This is a genomic window from Anaeromonas gelatinilytica (assembly GCF_016820635.1).
Taxonomy (GTDB): Bacteria; Bacillota; Clostridia; order Tissierellales; family SIT17; genus Anaeromonas; species Anaeromonas gelatinilytica.
Genome location: NZ_WSFU01000033.1, coordinates 1 through 21,521, shown reverse-complemented (window position 1 = coordinate 21,521; position 21,521 = coordinate 1). Strand labels below are relative to the sequence as shown.

General features: G+C 29.9%; 25 protein-coding genes. 24 read left to right on the top strand and 1 reads right to left on the bottom strand.

The genetic code is table 11. From position 1 onward, the window contains the following. Window positions 1-36 precede the first annotated feature (36 nt). From GOQ29_RS02855 to GOQ29_RS02740, 24 genes are all read left to right on the top strand, one after another. Window positions 37-1,287: a sensor histidine kinase gene (locus GOQ29_RS02855; protein WP_203371122.1), complete on the top strand. Its 1,251-nt coding sequence runs from the start codon at window positions 37-39 to the stop codon at window positions 1,285-1,287. Beyond that, complete coding sequence (locus tag GOQ29_RS02850; protein ID WP_203371121.1) at window positions 1,280-2,095, top strand: response regulator transcription factor; 816 nt, start codon at window positions 1,280-1,282, stop codon at window positions 2,093-2,095. The genes GOQ29_RS02855 and GOQ29_RS02850 overlap by 8 nt, the downstream gene beginning before the upstream one ends. A gap of 240 nt (window positions 2,096-2,335) precedes the next feature. After that, entirely contained in the window at window positions 2,336-2,608 is a 273-nt protein-coding gene (eutM, locus tag GOQ29_RS02845; RefSeq protein ID WP_203371120.1) for an ethanolamine utilization microcompartment protein EutM, read from the top strand. Window positions 2,609-2,633: 25 nt separating this feature from the next. Beyond that, window positions 2,634-3,428 (top strand): propanediol utilization microcompartment protein PduB, encoded by a 795-nt coding sequence (pduB, locus tag GOQ29_RS02840; protein WP_203371119.1) that lies wholly within the window; start codon window positions 2,634-2,636, stop codon window positions 3,426-3,428. Window positions 3,429-3,451: 23 nt separating this feature from the next. Next, on the top strand, window positions 3,452-5,119 hold the full coding sequence (locus GOQ29_RS02835; RefSeq protein WP_203371118.1) for a propanediol/glycerol family dehydratase large subunit: 1,668 nt from the start codon (window positions 3,452-3,454) through the stop codon (window positions 5,117-5,119). 29 nt (window positions 5,120-5,148) lie between these two features. Further along, complete coding sequence (locus GOQ29_RS02830) at window positions 5,149-5,805, top strand: propanediol/glycerol family dehydratase medium subunit (protein WP_203371117.1); 657 nt, start codon at window positions 5,149-5,151, stop codon at window positions 5,803-5,805. A 17-nt stretch (window positions 5,806-5,822) separates the two neighbouring features. After that, window positions 5,823-6,344, top strand: coding sequence for a diol dehydratase small subunit (locus GOQ29_RS02825; protein WP_252187494.1), 522 nt, complete (start codon window positions 5,823-5,825; stop codon window positions 6,342-6,344). A 30-nt stretch (window positions 6,345-6,374) separates the two neighbouring features. After that, window positions 6,375-8,201: a diol dehydratase reactivase subunit alpha gene (locus tag GOQ29_RS02820; RefSeq protein ID WP_203371116.1), complete on the top strand. Its 1,827-nt coding sequence runs from the start codon at window positions 6,375-6,377 to the stop codon at window positions 8,199-8,201. Continuing rightward, a complete protein-coding gene (locus GOQ29_RS02815) occupies window positions 8,194-8,661 on the top strand; it encodes a glycerol dehydratase reactivase beta/small subunit family protein (protein WP_203371115.1) in 468 nt (155 codons plus the stop codon). The genes GOQ29_RS02820 and GOQ29_RS02815 overlap by 8 nt, the downstream gene beginning before the upstream one ends. A 3-nt stretch (window positions 8,662-8,664) precedes the next feature. Further along, the gene (locus GOQ29_RS14815) at window positions 8,665-9,231 is read left to right on the top strand and encodes a BMC domain-containing protein (protein WP_213018394.1); all 567 of its coding nucleotides are present in this window, start codon (window positions 8,665-8,667) and stop codon (window positions 9,229-9,231) included. 2 nt (window positions 9,232-9,233) lie between these two features. Next, window positions 9,234-9,515: a BMC domain-containing protein gene (pduA, locus tag GOQ29_RS02805; RefSeq protein ID WP_203371114.1), complete on the top strand. Its 282-nt coding sequence runs from the start codon at window positions 9,234-9,236 to the stop codon at window positions 9,513-9,515. 37 nt (window positions 9,516-9,552) lie between these two features. Beyond that, the gene (gene pduL / locus GOQ29_RS02800; RefSeq protein ID WP_203371113.1) at window positions 9,553-10,194 is read left to right on the top strand and encodes a phosphate propanoyltransferase; all 642 of its coding nucleotides are present in this window, start codon (window positions 9,553-9,555) and stop codon (window positions 10,192-10,194) included. Window positions 10,195-10,208: 14 nt separating this feature from the next. Continuing rightward, complete coding sequence (gene eutJ, locus GOQ29_RS02795; protein WP_203371112.1) at window positions 10,209-11,048, top strand: ethanolamine utilization protein EutJ; 840 nt, start codon at window positions 10,209-10,211, stop codon at window positions 11,046-11,048. Beyond that, entirely contained in the window at window positions 11,041-11,781 is a 741-nt protein-coding gene (locus tag GOQ29_RS02790) for a flavoprotein (protein ID WP_203371111.1), read from the top strand. Before eutJ ends, GOQ29_RS02790 begins: the two co-directional genes overlap by 8 nt. A gap of 13 nt (window positions 11,782-11,794) precedes the next feature. Beyond that, complete coding sequence (locus GOQ29_RS02785; protein WP_203371110.1) at window positions 11,795-12,064, top strand: EutN/CcmL family microcompartment protein; 270 nt, start codon at window positions 11,795-11,797, stop codon at window positions 12,062-12,064. A gap of 14 nt (window positions 12,065-12,078) precedes the next feature. Further along, window positions 12,079-13,065, top strand: coding sequence for a cob(I)yrinic acid a,c-diamide adenosyltransferase (locus tag GOQ29_RS02780; protein WP_203371109.1), 987 nt, complete (start codon window positions 12,079-12,081; stop codon window positions 13,063-13,065). A gap of 5 nt (window positions 13,066-13,070) precedes the next feature. Beyond that, complete coding sequence (locus GOQ29_RS02775; RefSeq protein ID WP_203371108.1) at window positions 13,071-14,477, top strand: aldehyde dehydrogenase family protein; 1,407 nt, start codon at window positions 13,071-13,073, stop codon at window positions 14,475-14,477. 81 nt (window positions 14,478-14,558) lie between these two features. Then, the gene (locus GOQ29_RS02770; protein WP_203371107.1) at window positions 14,559-15,395 is read left to right on the top strand and encodes a DUF7973 family transport facilitator; all 837 of its coding nucleotides are present in this window, start codon (window positions 14,559-14,561) and stop codon (window positions 15,393-15,395) included. Window positions 15,396-15,448: 53 nt separating this feature from the next. Continuing rightward, entirely contained in the window at window positions 15,449-15,994 is a 546-nt protein-coding gene (locus tag GOQ29_RS02765; protein WP_203371106.1) for a BMC domain-containing protein, read from the top strand. A gap of 52 nt (window positions 15,995-16,046) precedes the next feature. Beyond that, window positions 16,047-17,084: a PocR ligand-binding domain-containing protein gene (locus GOQ29_RS02760; protein ID WP_203371105.1), complete on the top strand. Its 1,038-nt coding sequence runs from the start codon at window positions 16,047-16,049 to the stop codon at window positions 17,082-17,084. Window positions 17,085-17,483: 399 nt separating this feature from the next. Beyond that, window positions 17,484-18,629, top strand: a complete 1,146-nt coding sequence (locus GOQ29_RS02755; protein WP_203371104.1) for an aminotransferase class V-fold PLP-dependent enzyme — start codon at window positions 17,484-17,486, stop codon at window positions 18,627-18,629. A 41-nt stretch (window positions 18,630-18,670) separates the two neighbouring features. Next, window positions 18,671-19,207 (top strand): DUF4446 family protein, encoded by a 537-nt coding sequence (locus GOQ29_RS02750; protein ID WP_203371103.1) that lies wholly within the window; start codon window positions 18,671-18,673, stop codon window positions 19,205-19,207. Window position 19,208: 1 nt separating this feature from the next. After that, window positions 19,209-20,087 carry a diacylglycerol/lipid kinase family protein gene (locus tag GOQ29_RS02745; RefSeq protein WP_203371102.1) on the top strand — a complete coding sequence of 293 codons (879 nt, stop codon included), beginning with the start codon at window positions 19,209-19,211 and terminating at the stop codon, window positions 20,085-20,087. 59 nt (window positions 20,088-20,146) lie between these two features. Further along, window positions 20,147-20,425 carry a YkuS family protein gene (locus GOQ29_RS02740; RefSeq protein ID WP_203371101.1) on the top strand — a complete coding sequence of 93 codons (279 nt, stop codon included), beginning with the start codon at window positions 20,147-20,149 and terminating at the stop codon, window positions 20,423-20,425. A 10-nt stretch (window positions 20,426-20,435) separates the two neighbouring features. Here the strand turns inward: GOQ29_RS02740 and yyaC are convergent, their stop codons facing one another. Further along, complete coding sequence (gene yyaC / locus GOQ29_RS02735; RefSeq protein WP_203371100.1) at window positions 20,436-21,032, bottom strand: spore protease YyaC; 597 nt, start codon at window positions 21,030-21,032, stop codon at window positions 20,436-20,438. Window positions 21,033-21,521 lie beyond the last annotated feature (489 nt).

Below are 21,521 nucleotides of genomic sequence, written 5' to 3'. Positions count from 1 at the left end.
AATTATTGTTTATAATTTATAACGGGGGAATATAATATGAAGAATTTGTTTCACCTTTCTGAAGTTATAGATACTGAGGTTCTACAAAATATTCAAAATTATTTTTCTAATGCTACTGGACTAGCTGTAGTTACAGTAGATTATACTGGAGTACCCATAACTGAATATAGTAATTTTTCTAAATTTTGTAATCTTATCAGAAAAGATCATAAATGTAAAAAAAGATGTTTTTATTCTGATGCCCATGGGGGATTAGAAGCAGTAAGGTATAGAAGACCACACATATATATATGCCATTCTGGATTAGTAGATTTTGCAATTCCAATAGTTGTAAATGAACAATATTTGGGATCTATAATGGCCGGACAGATAAAGATTAATGAAAAAATAGATATAGAAGATAAAAGGATAAAAGACACTATAGAAACTTGGAAAAAAGATCCTGAAATTTTATCTGCATATGAAGAGGTTCCATCGATATCTTATGAAAAAGTAAATGCAGCAGCTCATATGATGCATATTGTTGCTAATCATATAGTAGAAAAAGGATTGGCCAGTATTTACCAAGAGGAGTTAAATAAAAAAAATATGGAGTTGCTTAAAGAGACAAAAACTAGGTCAGAATTAGAAAAAGCATTAAAAAATGCAGAACTTAAAGCACTACAATCTCAATTAAATCCTCATTTTTTGTTTAATGTATTAAATACTATAGGAAGATTAGCATTATTGGAAGGAGCAGTAAAGACAGAAGAAACAGTTTTTTCTTTTTCTGAGATGCTTAGATACACTCTGGAAAAATCCACAAAAATAGTTACTTTAAATGATGCACTTAATTATATTGAGAAATATTTAAGTATACAAAAAATTAGGTTTCCTGATAGATTAAGTTATAATATAGATATACCTGACTATGTATTAGATACAAAGATACCATTTATGACATTACAACCTTTTGTGGAAAATGCTGTGAATCATGGTATAGAACCCAAGAAAAAAGGGGGATTTATTAATATTACAGGGAAAATTATAAGAGAAGATTTAGTAATTAAAATTGAAGATAATGGAGTGGGGATGTCTGAAAATGAAGTTGAAATGATTTTAGGAGGTATTGAGTATGAAACGAGTAGTAAATCTACTGGTATAGGAATAAAAAATGTAAATAGTATGCTAATAAATTGTTTTGGTGATGAATATGGAATAAATATAATGAGCAAAAAAGAGAAAGGAACTACTGTTAAGATTAGAATACCACGAATAAACAATTTAAGGGGAGTTTTAAATGTGTAGAGTATTATTGGTGGATGATGAATATTTGGAAAGAGAAGCTTTAAAGATAATTATAGGGAAGAATGCTGATTATGTTGATATTATAAAAGAGGCTGCTTCTGGAGATGAGGCAGTAGAATTGACTGAAACATTTAATCCTGATATTATATTTATGGATATAAAAATGCCTGGTATGGATGGTCTTGAGGCAGCAAAGATAATAAAAGAAAAACATTGTGATAAAAAAATAATATTATTAACTGCATATAATGATTTTAATCTAGCACAAAAAGCTATAAGAATAAATATAGATGATTATGTTCTTAAACCTATAAGAGGTAAAAAAATAATAAATTTATTAGAAAAATATTATATATCTGATCAAGGTGATTTAAATGTTAAAAATAAAAAAAGTGTATTCTTAGAGGAATTTTATACTAAAGAATTTTCTAAAGCTATAAAATATATACAAGACAATTTTCAGAATAGTATAACATTAACTGATGTTGCAAATCATGTGAATTTGAGTACATCTTATTTAAGTAAATTATTTAAAAAAGAATTACAAATGAAATTTTCAGTTTTTTTAACAAATTGTAAAATGGAAAGAGCTAGAGAATTATTAGAAAATACAGATGAGTCCATATTAAATATATCAATAGAGTTAGGATATAATGAATCTAATTATTTTAGCAAAGTATTTAGAAAAAAGTATGGTGAGACTCCTTCAAATTATAGAAAAAGAAAAAAGGAAGAAAGAATAAAAAAACTTAAAGATAATCCTTTAAGACCAGGTGTAGTTAAGATGAATGGTAACTGGTGTATATAGAAAATTATAATTATTTATGAATAATAAAAATAGATAATAGAAAAATATATAAAAAGGACAAAAAAGTATCATATGGATCCATATGATACTTTTTTGTCCTTTTTAATTTATATTAATAAAACACTTTTTTATCTTATTACTATAAAAGAATACAGGGATATTTATTTGAAAAGTATTATTATTAAATATAAGAACTAGCTTTTAAGACTTGTTTAATTCAATTTATGAAGGAGGTTAATTATGGGAAATGAAGCTTTAGGAATGATTGAAACAAAGGGATTAGTAGGTTCAGTTGAAGCAGCAGATGCTATGGTTAAAGCAGCAAATGTTAAACTTATAGGTTATGAAAAAATAGGATCTGGTTTAGTAACTGTAATGGTTAGGGGTGATGTTGGAGCTGTAAAGGCAGCAACAGATGCTGGGGCTGCGTCTGCAGAGAGAGTAGGAGAATTAGTTTCAGTACATGTGATACCAAGACCTCATAAGGATGTGGAAAACATTTTACCTAGATAATATATGATTATTTGGAGGTGTAAAAATGCAAGAAAAATTAATGGAAAAAATAATGGAAGAAGTAATGAAAAAATTAGATACAAGTGATGAAAATATAGAAGAAAAAATAGACTCAAAAATGTGCAAAAAAAATTGTGAGTTAACTGAATTCGTAGGAACCGCAATAGGAGATACTATTGGTCTAGTAATAGCAAATGTAGATTATAATTTACATGAATTTATGAAATTAGATAAAAAATATAGATCTATAGGTATCGTAGGGGGGCGTACTGGAGCAGGACCACAAATAATGGCAGCTGATGAAGCTGTGAAGGCTACAAATACAGAGATAATCACTATAGAGTTACCTAGAGATACTAAGGGAGGAGCAGGTCATGGCTCATTAATTATATTTGGAGCTGAAGATGTATCTGATGCAAGAAGAGCAGTAGAGGTGACATTAAAGGAATTAGATAGAACTTTTGGAGATGTTTATGGAAATGAAGCAGGACATTTAGAATTCCAATATACGGCTAGGGCAAGTTATGCTTGTGAAAAGGCTTTTGGCGCACCTGTTGGTAAATCTTTTGGATTGATTGTAGGAGCACCAGCAGCTATAGGGGTATTGATTGCTGATGTTGCTGTTAAGGCAGCAAATGTAGATATAATAGCATATTCTTCTCCTGCAGAAGGAACTAGTTTTTCAAATGAGGTAATATTAGCAGTAAGTGGAGATTCAGGTGCGGTTAGACAGTCTGTTATTGCTGCAAGAGAAGTAGGGATAAAATTATTATCTACTTTAGGAGAAGAACCTAAAACAGATACTACACCATATATTTAATATGCAAAAAGGAGGGGAAAAATATGAAGAGGTCAAAAAGATTTGAAATATTAGAACAAAGAGAAGTAAATAAAGATGGATTTGTAAAGGAATGGCCTGAAGTTGGATTAATGGCAATGAATGGACCTAATGATCCAAGGCCAAGTATAAAAATAGAAAATGGAAATGTAGTAGAACTAGACGGAAAAAATAGAAATGATTTTGATATGATAGATATTTTTATAGCTGATTATGCTATAAATTTAGATAAAGCTCTTGAAGTTATGCAAAAAGATTCAACAGAATTAGCAAAAATGATTGTTAATGTAGATGTACCTAGAGAAGAAATAATAAAATTAACTACAGCCATGACTCCAGCCAAAATAGTAGATGTAGTTGAAAAAATGAATGTAGTTGAAATGATGATGGCATTACAAAAGATGAGAGCAAGAAAAACACCTTCAAATCAATGTCATGTAACTAATTTAAAGGACAACCCTGTACAGATTGCAGCAGATGCAGCAGAGGCAGCTTTAAGAGGATTTGATGAAATGGAAACGACAGTAGCTGTGGCAAGATATGCACCATTAAATGCATTAGCATTATTAACAGGTGCTCAGGTTGGAAGAGCAGGTATATTAACTCAATGTGCTGTTGAAGAAGCTACAGAATTAGAGCTTGGTATGAGAGGATTAACTTGTTATGCAGAAACTGTCTCTGTATATGGAACCGAAAGTGTTTTTGTAGATGGAGATGATACTCCTTGGTCAAAAGGATTTTTAGCATCTGCTTATGCATCTAGAGGGCTTAAAATGAGGTTTACATCTGGTACTGGTTCAGAGGTGTTGATGGGATATGCAGAAGGAAAATCTATGCTTTATCTTGAGGCAAGATGTATATATATTACTAGAGGAGCAGGAGTACAAGGTTTACAAAATGGTTCTATAAGTTGTATAGGAGTTCCTGGTTCAGTACCATCAGGAATTAGAGCAGTATTAGCAGAGAATCTTATAACTACAATGTTAGATATGGAAGTTGCATCAGGTAATGATCAGACTTTTTCTCATTCACCTATGAGAAGAACTGCAAGAACTCTTATGCAAATGTTACCAGGAACAGATTTTATATTCTCAGGATATAGTGCTGTACCTAATTATGATAATATGTTTGCTGGTTCAAATTTTGATGCTGAAGATTTTGATGATTACAATATTATTCAGAGAGATCTAAAAGTAGATGGAGGATTGAAACCAGTATCTGAAAAAGAAATTGTCAATATAAGAAATAAAGCAGCTAAGGCAATTCAAGCTGTATTTAAAGGTTTAGGGTTACCAAAAATAACAGATGAAGAAGTAGAGTCTGCTACATATGCTCATGGAAGTAAAGATATGCCAGAGAGGGATATGGTAGAAGATATAAAAGCTGCTGGAGAAATGATGAAAACAGGTGTAACAGGTATAGATGTAGTAAAAGCACTTTATGAAAATGGATTTGAAGATATATCAGAAAGAGTTCTTAACATGTTAAAACAGAGAGTTTCTGGAGATTATCTTCATACATCATCAATATTAGATAGTGAATTTAATGTTATAAGTGCAGTAAATGATTGTAATGATTATATGGGACCTGGAACTGGATATAGGTTAAGTGAAAAAAGATGGAGTGAGATAAAAGATATTCCAAATGCTAAGAGTCCAGAGGATTTTGAATAAGAATAAAGATATTGAGAGGAGGTAAAATAATGGCTGTAAATGAAAAAATTATTGAAGAAATAGTGAATGAAGTGTTAAAAAGTTTAAATAGTAATGTTGATAATTCATCAAACTTTAATCAAAAGAAAAATGATTTTACTGGTAGTATAAATTTTGAGGATATGGGAGAAGCGAAAAAAGGTACTAGAAAAGATGAAGTAGTAATAGGTGTTGCACCAGCATTTGGGATATATCAAAATAAAACTATAAATAATTTATCTCATGATAAGGTGTTGAGAGAGCTGATTGCTGGTATAGAAGAGGAAGGCTTAATAGCTCGTATTGTAAGAGTTGAAAGGACTTCAGATGTAGCATTTATAGGATTGGATGCGGCAAAATTAAGTGGTTCAGGAATAGGTATAGGATTACAGTCTAAAGGGACTATAGTTATTCATCAAAAAGACTTATTTCCATTGAGTAATTTAGAGTTGTTTCCTCAAGCACCAGTAATAACTTTAGATATATATAGGGCTATAGGAAAAAATGCAGCTAAGTATGCAAAGGGAGAATCTCCAAATCCAGTATTTACAATTAATGATCAAATGGCTAGACCAAAATATCAAGCATTAGCGGCACTATTGCATATAAAAGAAACAGAACATGTGAATAAAAATTCTAAAACTCAAGAAATAAAATTTCAACTTTAATTTTGGAGGTGAAAATAATGAATAATGAAATGATAGAAGAAATCGTAAAAGAAGTAATGATGTCAATGAGTGAAAAAACAGATGAAAGAGTAAAGATTAAGTCGAATGACAAAAAGATCAATAATGATATAGATCCAAAAAAGGATTATCCTTTAGCAACAAAAAAACCAGAATTAGTTAGAACACCTACAGATAAAAAATTGGAAGAAATAACATTAAATGGAGTATTAGAAGGAAAAATAAATGCTAAAGATGTGAGGATAGCTCCAGAGACATTGGAAATTCAAGCTCAAGTTGCTGAAGGAGTAGGTAGGAATGCCTTTGCTGAAAATTTAAGAAGAGCATCAGAACTCATATCAATACCAGACGATAGAATATTAGCTATATATAATGCTCTTAGACCTAATCGTTCTACTAAATCAGAACTTTTAGAAATAGCTGATGAATTGAAAAATGATTATAATGCAGTAATAAATAGTAATTTTGTAAAGGAAGCGGCAGAAGTGTATGAAAAAAGGGATATGCTTAGAAAAGAATAGTTAGCTTGATAGCATTTTGGAGGTTCAAATATGAAGTTAATAGCAGGTATAGATATTGGAAATGCTACTACAGAAACAGCCGTAGCTAAGATTCATGATGAAAGGATTGAATTTATATCTAGTGGAATAGTTGAAACTACAGGTATAAAGGGAACTATAGAAAATATTCATGGGATATTTTCCTCTCTTAATCAAGCTTTAAAAAAAGGAAAATTAGACATTAAAGATTTAGATTTGGTTAGGATAAATGAAGCAGCTCCAGTAATAGGTGATGTAGCAATGGAAACTATTACTGAAACTATAATTACTGAATCTACGATGATTGGACACAATCCATCGACACCAGGAGGAGTAGGGCTGGGTGTTGGATATACAATAAATATAAAAAATATAAAAAAGCTTAAAGAAAAAAAACCTTTAATAGTTATAATACCTAAGGATGTGGATTTTTTAGAAGCTTCATCAAATATTGATAAGGCTATTAGAAGTGGGTTGGATATACAGGGAGCTATAGTTCAAAATGATGATGGTGTACTTATAAATAATAGAATATCTAGAGTGATTCCAATAGTTGATGAGGTATCTTTGATAGAAAAAGTACATGAAGGAGTAAAAACGGCTATAGAAGTAGCTCCAGTAGGTGGTGTGGTAGAAATTCTCTCTAATCCCTTTGGAATAGCAACAGAATTTAGTCTTGATTCCCAAGAGACTAAAATGATAGTACCAATAGCTAGAGCCCTTATAGGAAATAGGTCAGCAGTAGTAATAAAGACTCCTAAAGGAGACGTAAAGGAACGTAAAATCCCTTCAGGAAAGATAAATGTATTAGGAAAAAGAAGAAAAATGAATATAGAAGTAGATGAAGGGGCGTCAGAAATAATGAATGTATTAAAGGAGTGTATCCCTATAGAAGATATAAAGGGAGAACCAGGAACTAATGCAGGAGGAATGTTAGAGAAAGTAAGACAAGTTATGGCAAACCTTACAAATAATCATCCTAATAGTATAAAAATACAAGATTTATTAGCAGTAGATACATTTGTGCCACAGAAGGTAAAGGGAGGATTAGCAGGAGAATTTTCAATGGAAAATGCAGTAGGGATTGCTGCAATGGTAAAATCAGATAAGTTACAGATGCAGATGATAGCAAATGAATTAGAAAAGGATATAGGAGTTGAAGTAGAAGTTGGTGGAATAGAGGCAGATATGGCTATAAGAGGGGCTCTTACTACACCAGGTAGTGATACACCGTTAGCTATATTAGATATGGGTGCTGGTTCTACTGATGCATCTTTAATTAGTAGAGATGGAGAAATAAAATCTATGCATTTAGCTGGTGCTGGAAATATGGTAACTATGCTTATAAATACTGAATTGGGGTTGGAAGACAAAGATTTAGCCGAAGATATCAAAAAATATTCTCTTGCTAAAGTAGAAAGTCTTTTCCATATAAGGCATGAAGATGGATCAGTGGAGTTCTTTGAAAATCAATTGGATCCTAAGGTTTTTGCTAGAGTAGTAATATTGAAGGAAGGTAACATGATTCCTATTCCTATAAATGAATCTCTTGAAAAAATAAAAATGGTTAGAAAAACTTCTAAGGAAAGGGTATTTGTAACTAACGCTATAAGAGCTCTTAAGATGGTAAGTACAACGGGAAATATAAGGGATATTGATTATGTAGCATTATTAGGAGGTTCGGCACTAGATTTTGAAATTCCTCAATTAGTTACTAATAGTTTAGCACAGTATGGAATAGTATCAGGAAGAGCTAACATAAGAGGAATAGAGGGTCCCAGAAATGCAGTGGCTACAGGATTAGTATTGTCATATGAGGAAGGGAAAGAAAATGAATAATAACCCTACTATAAATGTATATTATTCAAATGAAATAAAAGATTGGTCTTTATATACCTCATTGTTATGGGGAATAGAAGAGGAAGGACTTCCATATCAGTGTGTATCTAAGGAATTGAATAATGCTGTAAAATTAGCATATGATGCAGCGGAGAGTTCTAGATTAAGTGTTGGCATAGGTATTGATAATACTGGAGATATAATATTACATTATCAAAAGCTAGATAAAAATAAACCCTTATTTAAGATTAATATAGATGAGGGACATATTAATTTAAGGAATCTAGGAGCTAATAGTGCTAGGTTAATAAAAGGAATACCTTTTAAGACTTTTAAAGATAAGAATGTTGAAGAAAAATTTGAAAATTTATTGGATATAGAAAAAAGTAATGAAGAAGATATAGATATCGAAAAAATTGTTACGGAAGTGGTAGAGAAACTATGCGGTGAGGGGGTGTAATATTTGTACAAATTTGCACTAGGTATGATAGAAACAGTTGGGTTAGCAGCAGGGATAGAGGCTGCTGATACTGCAGTAAAATCTGCAAATATTAAACTTTTAGGTTATGAATTAACAAAAGGACATGGACTTGTGACAGTGAAATTTGCAGGGGATGTAGGAGCAGTAAAGTCAGCATTGGAAGCCGGTAGTGCTGCTGCTGAAAAAGTCAATAAAGTATGGAGTAAGCTTGTTATACCTAGACCTCATGATGAAATACAAGGACTTATCAAAAGTATGGAGACTGTTGGGTTATTTAATGTTGATACAAAAAAAGAAGAGCAGGAAAAAGAACAGGAAAATAAAGAAATTGAGAATAAAGAAAAAGAAATTCCAAGCATTAATTTAAAAGATGTTAAGGAATTAGAGAATCAATATAAAATGGATAGGTCAGAAGAAGATTCTTCGAAGATAGATAAGAATATAAAAAAGGAAGATATTTGTAATATTTGTGGAGATCCTAAGTGCCCTCGAAAAAAAGGCGAATCTAGATCTCTTTGTATACACAACAAAAATAAAAGGAGGAATTGACAATGGGAGAAGCATTAGGAATGATAGAAACGAAAGGATTAGTAGGAGCAATAGAGGCAGCAGATGCAATGACAAAATCAGCCAATGTTACACTAATAGGATATGAAAAAATAGGTTCAGGATTAGTTACAGTAATGGTAAGAGGAGATGTAGGAGCAGTAAAAGCATCTACTGATGCAGGAGCTTCTGCAGCAGAGAGAGTAGGAGAACTAGTATCTGTACATGTAATTCCAAGACCTCATATAGATACAGAAAGAATTTTACCAAAGGTTGATAAAGAATAATAAATATAGGAATACAAGTATAGGGAGAGAGGGTTTTATGCCACAAATTGATAAGGTATTAATTGAAAAAATAACAGAAGAAGTAAAAAAACAGTTAGAAAAAAATGAAAAATTTATCCCTGTAGGTGTATCCAATAGACATATACATCTTAGTCAGGAGGATTTATATAAATTATTTGGAGATGGATATAATCTTACAAAATATAAAGATTTAAGTCAGCCTGGACAATTTGCAGCTAAGGAAACAGTAACTATAAGAGGTTCAAAGGGTAAATTTGAAAGGGTAAGAATATTAGGTCCTGTGAGAAAAAATACGCAAATAGAAATATCTATATCTGATGGATTTAAACTAGGAATGACTCCCTTGATTAAGGAATCTGGAGATATTGGTAATACACCAGGAATAATTATAGAAGGACCTAAAGGAAAGATTGAAAAGGATAATGGAGTAATAGCAGCATTAAGGCATATCCACATGCCTATAGACTATGCTAGAAAACATGGGTTTAATAATGGGGATATGGTGGCTGTATTAATAGAAGGTATGAGAAAGACAGTCTTTTACAATGTATTAATAAGAGTTTCTGATAAATATAATTTAGAAATGCATATAGATATGGATGAAGCAAATTCTTCAGGGTTAAAAAATGGTGATAGAGTAAGGATATTAGAAAAATAAAAGGGAGTATTTATATGAATCTTTCATATGTAAATGAATACATTGAAAAATTTAATAGTTTAATAGTAAATAAAGATAGTCGATTTAAAGGAGAAAATTTAAAGATAGGAATAGACTTAGGAACAGCTAATATAGTATTAGCTGTGGTAGATGAAAAAGGAGATCCTATAGCAGGAGCATCTAGAGAAGCAAATGTAGTAAAGGATGGTCTAGTAGTAGATTATGTTAAAGCTATAGATATAGTTAAAGAATTAAAGCTAGAGGTAGAAACTATTTTGGGTAGAGATATAAAAGAGTCAGCAGTAGCTATTCCTCCAGGAACTTTGGAGGGAAATACAAATGCTATAGTTAATGTGGTGGAATCCGTTGGCATAGAGGTTATAAATGTAGTTGATGAACCTACAGCAGCAGCTTCTGTATTGAAAATTACTGATGGAGCTGTAGTAGATATAGGTGGAGGAACTACTGGTATAAGTATATTAAAAGATGGAGAAGTAATATATGTAGCTGATGAACCCACGGGAGGTACCCATATGACATTAGTACTGTCTGGAAGTTATGGACTTTCTTTTGATGAAGCAGAAAATATGAAAAAAGATGTTAAAAGAGAGAAAGAAGTATTCACCATAATAAGACCAGTTATAGAAAAGATGGCTGATATAGTAAAAAGACATATATCTAATTATTCCGTGAACAAGATATATATAGTTGGAGGGGCATGTAGTTTCAGTGAATTTGAGGATGTGTTTACAAAATATACAGGCATAGAAAGTATAAAACCATCTATGCCCCTTCTAGTTACTCCCTTAGGTATTGCATTAAATTGTAAAAGGGAGGAGAAATATATTGATTGATAATGATACTATAGAAATCATTGTTAAAGAAGTAGCAAAAAGGATTATTAGTGAAATAAAATATCAAAAAAAACAAGTATTAGTAGTATTTACAGGTTCTATATCAGGATATACTGATGCTTTAAAGTCATTGAAAGCAATGAGTAAAAAAAATTATAGTTTCAAAGTAGTTTTATCCAAGAATGCACAGAGAATATTGGACCAGGAAAGTATCAAAAAGGAATTAAAGGTATCAAATATATATGTGGATGTAACTTCAGAAGAAATAGACTATCTAAAAAAAGATATAGATAAAATAGTGATTCCTACACTCACTAGAAATTCTGTTATAAAAATAGCAATGGGGATATCTGATACATTGCCAACGTATTTAATATCATGGGGTATAATGTCAGGTGTTCCTATAATTGCATCGGAGGAAGGTTGTAATCCTCAAGTGAGTGAAAATAAACAATATAGGAATATGTTGATTAATAATATAGAAATATTAAAAAAATATGGGATAGATTTTAAGGGAGCTAAAGAACTCCATGAATGTAAAGAAAATATTAATTTCTGTGAATATGAAAAAGTAAAGAAAAACTTTTCAAAAAAGAGATTAATTACTAGAGAAGATATTTTAAAAGCTAAAAATAATAATCAAGAGATATTAATTTCAGAAAATACAATAGTTACTCAATTAGCAAAGGATGCAGCTAAGGAAATAGGAGTTAGTATAAATATAACAAATTAAAGGCGGGTTTTATATGTATATAGCTAAAATAATGGGAGTAGTGGTTTCAACTACTAAGAATCAAGGACTTACAGGAAAAAAACTCTTGGTAGTACAACCTATAAATACTGAAAATAAAGCTATAGGAAAATGTGAAGTAGCAATAGACACAGTTGGAGCAGGAACTGGAGAAATTGTACTTGTAGCTACTGGAAGTTCTGCCAGACAGGTTTTTAATGATGAAAAATCACCAATAGATAGATCTATAGTGGCTATAATTGATAATATTGAAGTTATCCAATAAAAGGAAGTGATTCTTTGAGAAGTATATATACTAAAACTGGTGATAAAGGAGAGACTAGTTTGTTTGGAGGCAGTAGAATAAGTAAGGACAACCTACAAGTTGAATGCTATGGAACAGTAGACGAAGCAAATTCTATGATTGGAGTAGCATATTCTTTAGTAAATGATGATGAAATAAAAAATGAATTGAGAAATATACAAAAGAAATTATTTGTTTTGGGAGCTGAAATAGCCAGTGATAGCAAAGGCATAAAAAATCTTACTGATAAGATAGTTCAAAGAGATATAGAGTTATTGGAAAAAACTATAGATAAATACACAAAAAAAATAGGAATCCAAGATAGTTTTATAATACCTGGAGGAGATATTTCATCATCGACATTACATATGGCTAGAACAGTAGTTAGAAGGTCAGAAAGATTAGTAATTGCACTAAATAAGCAAGCTGAAATTAATACTTATATAAAGAAATATTTAAATAGGCTTTCCGATTTATTATTTATAATGGCAAGAATAGAAGAAAAATGTAATTTTATTCAAGAGGTGAAATTAAAGGTATTAGATAGACTAAAAGATAATAAAAAGGAATTAGATATTAGTTTGAAACTTAGTAAAAGAATGGCAGAAGCAATAGAAAGAAAAGCAGTAGAATTAGGAGTACCTGTTGTATTTACTGTTATGGATTCAGGGGGGAATATAGTATTAGTTCATAGAATGGAAAATTCTTTATTAGCAAGTATAGATATATCTATGAATAAGGCATATACAGCATTAGCTTTAAATATGTCTACTGACAAAGTTTCAGAAATAGTAAAAGAAGATAGTGAGTTATACGGTATACAATGGAGTAATAAGGGCAAAATTGTTCCCTTTGGTGGAGGCTATCCATTAAAGCATAAGGAAAAAGTTATTGGTGGTATAGGTGTAAGTGGAGGAACGGTTGAAGAAGATATTAGTATAGCAATAAATGCACTAAAGGTGTTTGATATTGAAAGGAGTTAATAATTATGTCTGTAGAAACAATGGATATAGAAAAGATAGTAAATATTGTTTTAGAAAAAATTAATACTGAAGGTTATTATGAAGAAAGAAAAAGTTCTAATAATGGTGTATTTTCAGATATGAATATGGCCATAGAAGCTGCATATAGAGCCCAAAAAATATTCTTTGAGGATTACAGTTTAGAAGATAGAAGTAGAATTATACAAGCTATGAGGGAAGATCTCATGGAAAATGTAGAGATTTTGGCAAAATTAGGAGTAAATGATACTGGAATGGGAAGATATGAGGATAAATTAGTTAAAAATAAACTCACTATAGAAAAGACTCCAGGAGTAGAAGACTTAAAAGCAGAGATATACTCGGGAGATTTAGGTCTTGCATTGATAGAGTTTTCACCTTATGGAGTAATAGGAGCTATAACTCCTTCAACTAATCCATCGGAGACAGTTATCTGTAATAGTATTGGTATGATAGCAGCAGGAAATTCAGTAGTTTTTAGTCCTCATCCTGGAGCTAAAAATATTTCAATGAAAACCATAGGAATAATAAACAATTCCATTAAACGAGCAGGAGGGCCAGAAAATTTAGTAGTTACAGTAGATGATCCAAGTATTGAAAATGCTCAGAAGATGATGAGTCATGAAAAAGTAAAAATGATTGTAGCTACAGGAGGACCAGGAGTAGTTAAGTCAGCTATGTCTAAAGGCAAAAAAGCTATAGGAGCTGGAGCAGGAAATCCACCGGCATTAGTAGATGAGACTGCTGATATAGAAAAAGCAGCAAAAGATATAATAGATGGATGTAGTTTTGATAATAATTTACCTTGTATTGCAGAAAAAGAAGTAATAGTAGTAGAGAGTGTGGCAGATTATCTTATATTTTCAATGAAGAAGGAAAATGTATACTATTTAGATAACAAGAAAGATATAGATAATTTAGTAAACATAGTATTTGATAAGCAAGGAAATTTAAATAGAAAATATGTTGGAAAAGATGCTAAATTTATATTAAATTCAGCGGGAATAAAATGTGATGAAGATGTTAGAGTAGTTATAATGGAAGTTGAAAGGAATCATCCTTTTGTATTAGAAGAATTGATGATGCCAATATTACCTATAGTTAGAGTAAAAGATATAGGAGAAGGAATTAACTTAGCAGTATCAGTGGAACAGGGCAATAGACATACTGCTGTTATGCACTCTAAGAACATAGATAATTTAACAAGATTTGCTAGAAAAGTAGAAACAACTATATTTGTAAAAAACGCTCCTTCTTTTGCAGGAATTGGATATGGAGGAGAAGGATATGCTACATTTACTATAGCAGGACCGACAGGAGAGGGATTAACTTCAGCTAGAAGTTTTGCAAGAAAGAGAAAGTGTTCATTAGTAGGAGGATTTTCTATTAAATAAAAGGGACTTTTGTCCCTTCTTTTTTAAAGGAAAAGGATTTCAATAAACAATATAAAAAACAGTAAAATAGGGGGATTTAGTATGAATATACAACTAATTTTTGCTGCTTTTGGAGGAGGAATATTAGGAGCAGCTTTAGGAGCATTACCGGCATTTATTTTTACAGGATTTATAGGTTTAATAGGTATATCAGTAATAGCTGCTGGAGGATCAGCAACTATATTGAATGATATAACTTTTGGAACATTGTTAGGACCCCATATTGCATTTGCAGGAGGAGTTGCTGCAACAGCATTTGCAGCAAATAAAAGAAATCATTTAGAAACAGGATTAGACATAACAGCAGCATTAAATAAATATGGAGATCCGATGATATTAGTGATAGGAGGTCTTTTTGGTATCATAGGGTTTATTTTAAATAGTGTATTTGTAAATATGAATATACCTACTGATACAGTAGCATTAACTGTATTTACATCTGGGTTAATAGCTAGAATACTTTTTGGAGAAATAAATATTTTCAGAAAATTTAAAAATGTAAATAGGAAAGAAAAGAATATAACTTTAGAGTCTAGTGTAATATTGCGTGATGCAATAATAGGCCTAGGATTAGGATTAGTTATATCATATTTAATAATATTAACTGAAATTACCACTTTAGGATTTTGTATAAGTGCAGCATCATTAATATTTGTTCAAATGGGATTTGAAATTCCAACTACTCATCATATTACTATGGTTGCAGGATATGCAGCTATGGCAACTGGAAATATGTTTATTGGAGCATTAGCGGCAGTTATAGCTAGTTTATTGGGAACCTTAATAGGCGGAACGATAAATATTGATTCCAATACTTATATTGATCCTCCTGCTACAACCATATTTATATGTAGTTTTTTAATATTTATTATATTTTAGTTATTAAGGTTAGAAAATGCTGTTTAAATAATTAAATAAAGTGGTGATGCGTTTTGAAGAAGTCTGTAGGACTGATAGAAGTATCTAGTATATCAAAGGGAATAGCTATTTTAGATGATATTGTTAAAAGATTAGAGGTAGATGTATTAGTTGCAAGGTCTATTTGTCCAGGAAAATATATGATTTTATTACAAGGTAATACAAGTTCTGTAAGAATAGCAGTATGTATAGGAGATGAATTAGGTCAAAAATATATAACAAAAAGTTGTATAATAGACAATATTAATACTCATATATTTTCTGTAATGAAAGGAAAAATAGAACCTGAGAATATGGATGCATTAGGAGTTATAGAAACTAAAAATGTTGTTTCATCTATAATAATAGCAGATATAGTATGGGACTCATCAGATGTGGAGTTAATAAAGATAAAACTAGGAAATGGTATAGGAGGAAAGGGATTATTAGCATTTACAGGAAATGTGTCATCTGTAAAAAATGCTATAGAACATTGTAAGTCTAAGGATGAAGTATATCAAACTATTTTCAATTGTCAAATAATAAATTATCCTAATATAATTACAATTAATAGTATATAAATACATTATTAACAAAAAATTTATGGATATAAAATAATAAGGAGAAATTTTTATGAATAATCAGAAGTCTAAACTAAGTTTAAAAAATGTAAAAATACAAGATGTAATGGATGTGAACTTTTTACAAAAAATTCAAGATGATTTTGCAATAGCAGTGGGAGTAGCGAGTGTTACTGTAGATTTAGAAGGAAATCCTATAACTAATCCAAGTAATTTTACAGAATTCTGCGAAATTGTACATTCAACTGAAATAGGTTGTGAGCGATGTTCAGTATGTGATAAAGAAGGAGGAGAAGAAGCTTTAAGAACAGGTAAGCCTGTTATTCATGAGTGTCATGCAGGATTAGTTGATTTTGCTGCACCTATAATACTTGAAGGAAAATTAATTGGAACAATTCTTGGTGGACAAGTAATAGAAAATTTGCAAGATGAAAAAAAGTATGAAAAGATAGCTTCTGAAATTGGAGTAGAATCATCCAGTCTTATATATGCTTCGAAAAAAGTAAAAAGGGTATCTAAAGATCAGATATTTGCTGCTGCTGAAGTGCTATTTTCTTTATCCAATAATATGGTAAAAGATTGGTATAATAAATATAAATTAAATGATGCTTCAAATACATTGAATGAAAATTTAAGTCAAATTGCAGCTACTATGGAACAATTAGCAGCATCAGCACAAGAATTGACTAATACGCAAAATAGTCTTAATAAAGAAATCGACAATGTTAATACTATGTCTGAACAGATTAGTGAAGTTTTAGAATTTATTAAAAAAATAGCCGATGAAACTCATATGTTGGGGTTAAATGCTGCTATCGAAGCAGCAAGAGCTGGAAGTGCTGGGCTTGGGTTTGGAATTGTTGCAAAGGAAATAAGAAATTTATCTAGTCAATCTAAAGAAACGGTTGTAAAAATAGAATCTTTTATTGATAATATCCAATCTTCAATAAAGAATACTGTAAAAATGGGAGACGATACTGCTTTAGTTACAGAACAACAAGCAGCTGCTGTACAGGAAGTAACTGCAAGTATAGAAGAAATAACGGCGTTATCGGAAAATTTAAATGAACTTGCTAAAAAGACAGATTAAGCTTAAAAATAGCTTAAATGGTTTATTATATTTTTGTAAAGAAAGTCATGTTATGTTAGAAATGAAGAGAGATTAATTTTATCATTTCTAAGGTAACATGATTTATTTTTAACCAAAGTAATAGCTTCTTGAAGATAGAAATCTAACTAGGATTTAATTGTTCAGTTTAAATTTTCTGAATCATTAGTAAGTTCAATATGATTCTTATTTATTTAAAAATGTATTCATGTTTTTAATAATTTTTGAATATTTTATTATAAGTGTCATTGAATCAATGAAGGTCTCATAATATATTCTTATAAAATTTTATGTGATCGAAGTACAATTAAAATAATCAATTATGACTATAGATATTATGGTATAATTAAATCATGATAATTGTGCAAAGGAGTTGAGTAGATGATATATCTTGATAATGCTGCAACCACATTTCCGAAACCGGATATAGTGTATGATACAGTAATGAATGTTATGAAAGATTTTGGAGCGAACCCGGGGAGATCAGGACACAAATTAGCGCTTAAAGCAGGAAGGGGTATTTATGATACAAGGGAAAAATTGGCTAGTCTTTTTAATATTAAAAATCCAATGAATATAATATTTACTTATAATGCTACAGATGCTTTGAATTTAGGGATAAAAGGATTTTTAAAAAAAGGAGATCATGTAATAACTACTGCAATGGAGCATAATTCTGTTTTAAGACCAATATTGGGATTGGAGCAAAAAGGAGTAAAAAATACAATAATAAAATGTGATCAAAAAGGATTTGTTGATTTAGATGATATAGAAAATGCTATAGAGGCAAATACAAGATTAATAGTTACAACTCATGCATCAAATCTTACAGGAACTATATACCCTATAGAAAAAATTGGTGCTTTGGCTAAAAAACATAATATAATATATATGGTTGATGCTGCTCAAACAGCAGGAATATATCATATAGATGTAGAAAGAATGAATATAGATTTATTAGCTTTTCCAGGACATAAAAGCTTATTGGGACCTCAAGGAACAGGAGGATTATATATAAAAGAAGGATTAGATGTAATTCAAATGAAGGAAGGAGGAACTGGGAGCAAATCTCATGAATTGATTCAACCTGATATACTTCCGGATAAGTATGAGAGTGGAACTCCTAATACACCAGGGATTATAGGGTTAGGAGCTGGAGTTCAATATATATTAGATAAAGGAATAGATAATATTATGAAACATGAAAAAGAACTTTTAAAATTATTTTTAGATGGATTAAAGCTTATAGATGGTGTTAAAATATATGGTCCTTTAGATCCAGAAAAGCAAGCACCTGTAGTATCAATTAATATAGGAGATGAAGATTCTTCAGAAATAAGTTATATTTTAGATAATGTATTTGATATTTCTACTAGATCAGGACTCCATTGTGCTCCTCTGGCGCATAAAACTTTAGGAACTTTGGAGCGAGGAACAATAAGATTTAGTATAGGTTTATTTAATACAAAGAAAGATATATTGAGTACATTAGATGCTATAAAGAAGATTGCTATAGAAGCAATGTAAAAATTATATGTAAAATAAACAATATTGAAAGGAAGAAGACTATGGAGACAGTGACTGATGTTTTAGATTTATATACTAATGAAATAATGATGGGTCTTATACTATTTTCACTATTTTTGTTTTTATTATTTTTAGTTCAAGAATATAGAGTGTCTTATATAAAGAAAAAATATAATAAAATATTTGAAGGAAGTGAAGAAAAAAGTATTGAAAAGATGTTATTCAAACATTTAGATGAAGTTAATAATGTAAAGAAGCAAGTTGAGTATATGGAAAATTATACATCAAAAATTGAACAAAAATTAAAAAACACAATACAAAAAATAGGTATGATAAGATATAATGCTTTTGATGATATGGGTAGTGATTTAAGTTTTTCTTTAGCATTATTAGATGATAATGATACAGGAATTGTAATATCAAGTTTATATAGTAGAAATGAATCTATTACTTATGGAAAACCTGTGATAAATGGAGAGTCTGATTATAAATTATCTATTGAAGAGATACAAGCTATTGATAGGGCAAAGAGAAATACTTTGTATATGGAAGATAAAATGAGAAAAACAACTAGATAGAATGAAAATTGCATTTATTATAAATCCTATTGCTGGAAAAAATAGAAAGAAAGATATAGTACCCATTATAAAACAATATTTTAATAAAAGTAAATATAAATATTGTATAAAATATACTAAAGGAATAAGAGATGCTGAAATAATTACAAAAAAATTTTTAAATGATGGCTATCGTATTATAGTAGCTGTAGGGGGAGATGGAACAATAAAAGAAGTTTCTAATGGTATTATAGACAGAAATGAAGGAATATTAGGAATTATACCAATGGGGACAGGAAATGATTTAGTTAGAACGTTAGATATTCCATTAGACATTGATAAGTCTATTAAAAGGATAATAAATGGACAAATTAAAGAAATTAATATAGCTAATGTAAAGAATGATATATTTTTGAATGTGTTTAGTATTGGAATTGATGCTGAGATAGTAGAGAATACTAAAATATTTAAAAGTTTTTTTAGTGGGAAATTAGCATATACTATGGGGATTTTGAGAACATTATTTATGTTTAAATCTAAGAATATAGTAATTGAATGTAATGGAGAAAAAATAGAGAAAGAAATATTATTGGTGGCAGTTGGAAATGGAAGATATTATGGTGGTGGTATGAAGATATGTCCAATGGCAGATATTACAGATGATAAACTTGACATATGTATAATTAAAAATATGTCTAAATGGAAAATATTGTTTTTGTTCCCTTTGGCATTTAATGGCAAACATAAAAAATTAAAGAAATACGTGAGATTTATTAAAGCATCATCATTAAGGATATATTCGAAAAACAAGTTGCTTTTAAATATTGATGGTGAAATTAATACTATACAGGGAAATATAGATATACATATTAATATGAGAAGATTAAAAGTTTTAATTTAAATACATAAAAACATATCTAATGAAAATACTAATCACAGTATATCATTGGAGGTGTTTTTATGAAAAATATATTAGTACAAAATGGATTAAATGAATTAGCCGAAGAATTAATAAGAAAAGGTTATAATGTGGTTAATTATGAAGAAGCTAATAATTCTGATGTATATATATATATGGCTGATGGTCATGATATTTCTAGTTTATCTAATATAATGGATATGGATACAGGAGAGTCTATAGAAAATAAAAAGGGAACATTATTGATAAATGCTAATAACAAAACTATTGATCAAATAGAAGAAATATTAAATAGAGGGTATTATACTCCATTATTATAATATTAGGTTTTTAAGAGAGAGGACATGTGTTTGGAGTCTTTTTCTCGTTTATTTTATTTATAGAATATAGTATAGAATTAGATATGATATCGGCCATTTTCATAACGATATTTAATCTTGTATTTTGAAGAACCATAAATTCCATAAAACCTGATACATTAACAATTCCTGTTATATGGATATTACCTATTTCAGTTAATTTTTTATTAACACCGGCTCCAGGTTTTAAAGGTCCATCCCATACTGAGATAAATCCAACTCTTTCAAGATTTCCTAAGGAAGCATCAATAGCAATTATAAATGGATTGTTATGATTAGTATTAATCTTTGATATATATTCATCTAAATTATTAGCATGAACAGGATTATCTAAGGTGCCATAAACATAAATATGATTTTTATTTCTAAATAATCTTTTCTCTAATAAATATCCTACCAAAGGGCCTAAACAATCTCCAGTTGATCTATCAGTACCTATACAGAGTATAATCAAGTCGGAATATATATTATTGTACTTTTCTAATAATTTATTTTTAAAAATATTACTAAAAGAAGATAAAGCAAAATTTGAATTGCAATCGATGGTATTATCATTTAGTTTTATCATTGTTATAGTACCTCCCTGTAAGAAAATAATATTATGATTTTATCCAAAATGATCAAAAAAAATACTATTATTATAGTATGTATGTGAATATATATATATGTTTTTTAGTCTTAGATTAAATTGTGTAATTAGTATGAATTTTATAAAGAATATTGTAAATAGGAAGGGTTATCGCGTAAAAAAATATAAAGAAAAATAAGGGCTTCAACTACAAATGAACAATATTATAAATGATAATAATTATCAAAAAAGAACTTTAGAATTATGTAGAATTCTTTAATATAATAAAATATACTAAGGAGCTAACCGTGAGAATACAAGACTTTAAAGATTTATTTGGAAATGACAACCTACACGCTATTTCATTATATCGGGAGCAGTCACGAAAAAAATATGTACCTTTTCAAAAAAGTGTTGACAAAAATTAAAATACCTGATATAGTATTAAGAGTCGCCAGGAACGGCGCAAAAGAAATTGGTCTTTGAAAA

Coding starts and splice junctions, on each gene's coding strand:
- GOQ29_RS02825 (WP_252187494.1), top strand. CDS start 5,823: ATGAATAATGAAATGATAGAAGAAATCGTAAAAGAAGTAATGATGTCA.
- GOQ29_RS02750 (WP_203371103.1), top strand. CDS start 18,671: ATGGAGACAGTGACTGATGTTTTAGATTTATATACTAATGAAATAATG.
- pduB (WP_203371119.1), top strand. CDS start 2,634: ATGCAAGAAAAATTAATGGAAAAAATAATGGAAGAAGTAATGAAAAAA.
- GOQ29_RS02785 (WP_203371110.1), top strand. CDS start 11,795: ATGTATATAGCTAAAATAATGGGAGTAGTGGTTTCAACTACTAAGAAT.
- GOQ29_RS02775 (WP_203371108.1), top strand. CDS start 13,071: ATGTCTGTAGAAACAATGGATATAGAAAAGATAGTAAATATTGTTTTA.
- GOQ29_RS02745 (WP_203371102.1), top strand. CDS start 19,209: ATGAAAATTGCATTTATTATAAATCCTATTGCTGGAAAAAATAGAAAG.
- GOQ29_RS02850 (WP_203371121.1), top strand. CDS start 1,280: ATGTGTAGAGTATTATTGGTGGATGATGAATATTTGGAAAGAGAAGCT.
- yyaC (WP_203371100.1), bottom strand. CDS start 21,032: ATGATAAAACTAAATGATAATACCATCGATTGCAATTCAAATTTTGCT.
- pduL (WP_203371113.1), top strand. CDS start 9,553: ATGCCACAAATTGATAAGGTATTAATTGAAAAAATAACAGAAGAAGTA.
- pduA (WP_203371114.1), top strand. CDS start 9,234: ATGGGAGAAGCATTAGGAATGATAGAAACGAAAGGATTAGTAGGAGCA.
- GOQ29_RS02835 (WP_203371118.1), top strand. CDS start 3,452: ATGAAGAGGTCAAAAAGATTTGAAATATTAGAACAAAGAGAAGTAAAT.
- GOQ29_RS02770 (WP_203371107.1), top strand. CDS start 14,559: ATGAATATACAACTAATTTTTGCTGCTTTTGGAGGAGGAATATTAGGA.
- GOQ29_RS02855 (WP_203371122.1), top strand. CDS start 37: ATGAAGAATTTGTTTCACCTTTCTGAAGTTATAGATACTGAGGTTCTA.
- GOQ29_RS02760 (WP_203371105.1), top strand. CDS start 16,047: ATGAATAATCAGAAGTCTAAACTAAGTTTAAAAAATGTAAAAATACAA.
- eutJ (WP_203371112.1), top strand. CDS start 10,209: ATGAATCTTTCATATGTAAATGAATACATTGAAAAATTTAATAGTTTA.
- GOQ29_RS02740 (WP_203371101.1), top strand. CDS start 20,147: ATGAAAAATATATTAGTACAAAATGGATTAAATGAATTAGCCGAAGAA.
- GOQ29_RS02755 (WP_203371104.1), top strand. CDS start 17,484: ATGATATATCTTGATAATGCTGCAACCACATTTCCGAAACCGGATATA.
- eutM (WP_203371120.1), top strand. CDS start 2,336: ATGGGAAATGAAGCTTTAGGAATGATTGAAACAAAGGGATTAGTAGGT.
- GOQ29_RS02830 (WP_203371117.1), top strand. CDS start 5,149: ATGGCTGTAAATGAAAAAATTATTGAAGAAATAGTGAATGAAGTGTTA.
- GOQ29_RS02820 (WP_203371116.1), top strand. CDS start 6,375: ATGAAGTTAATAGCAGGTATAGATATTGGAAATGCTACTACAGAAACA.
- GOQ29_RS02815 (WP_203371115.1), top strand. CDS start 8,194: ATGAATAATAACCCTACTATAAATGTATATTATTCAAATGAAATAAAA.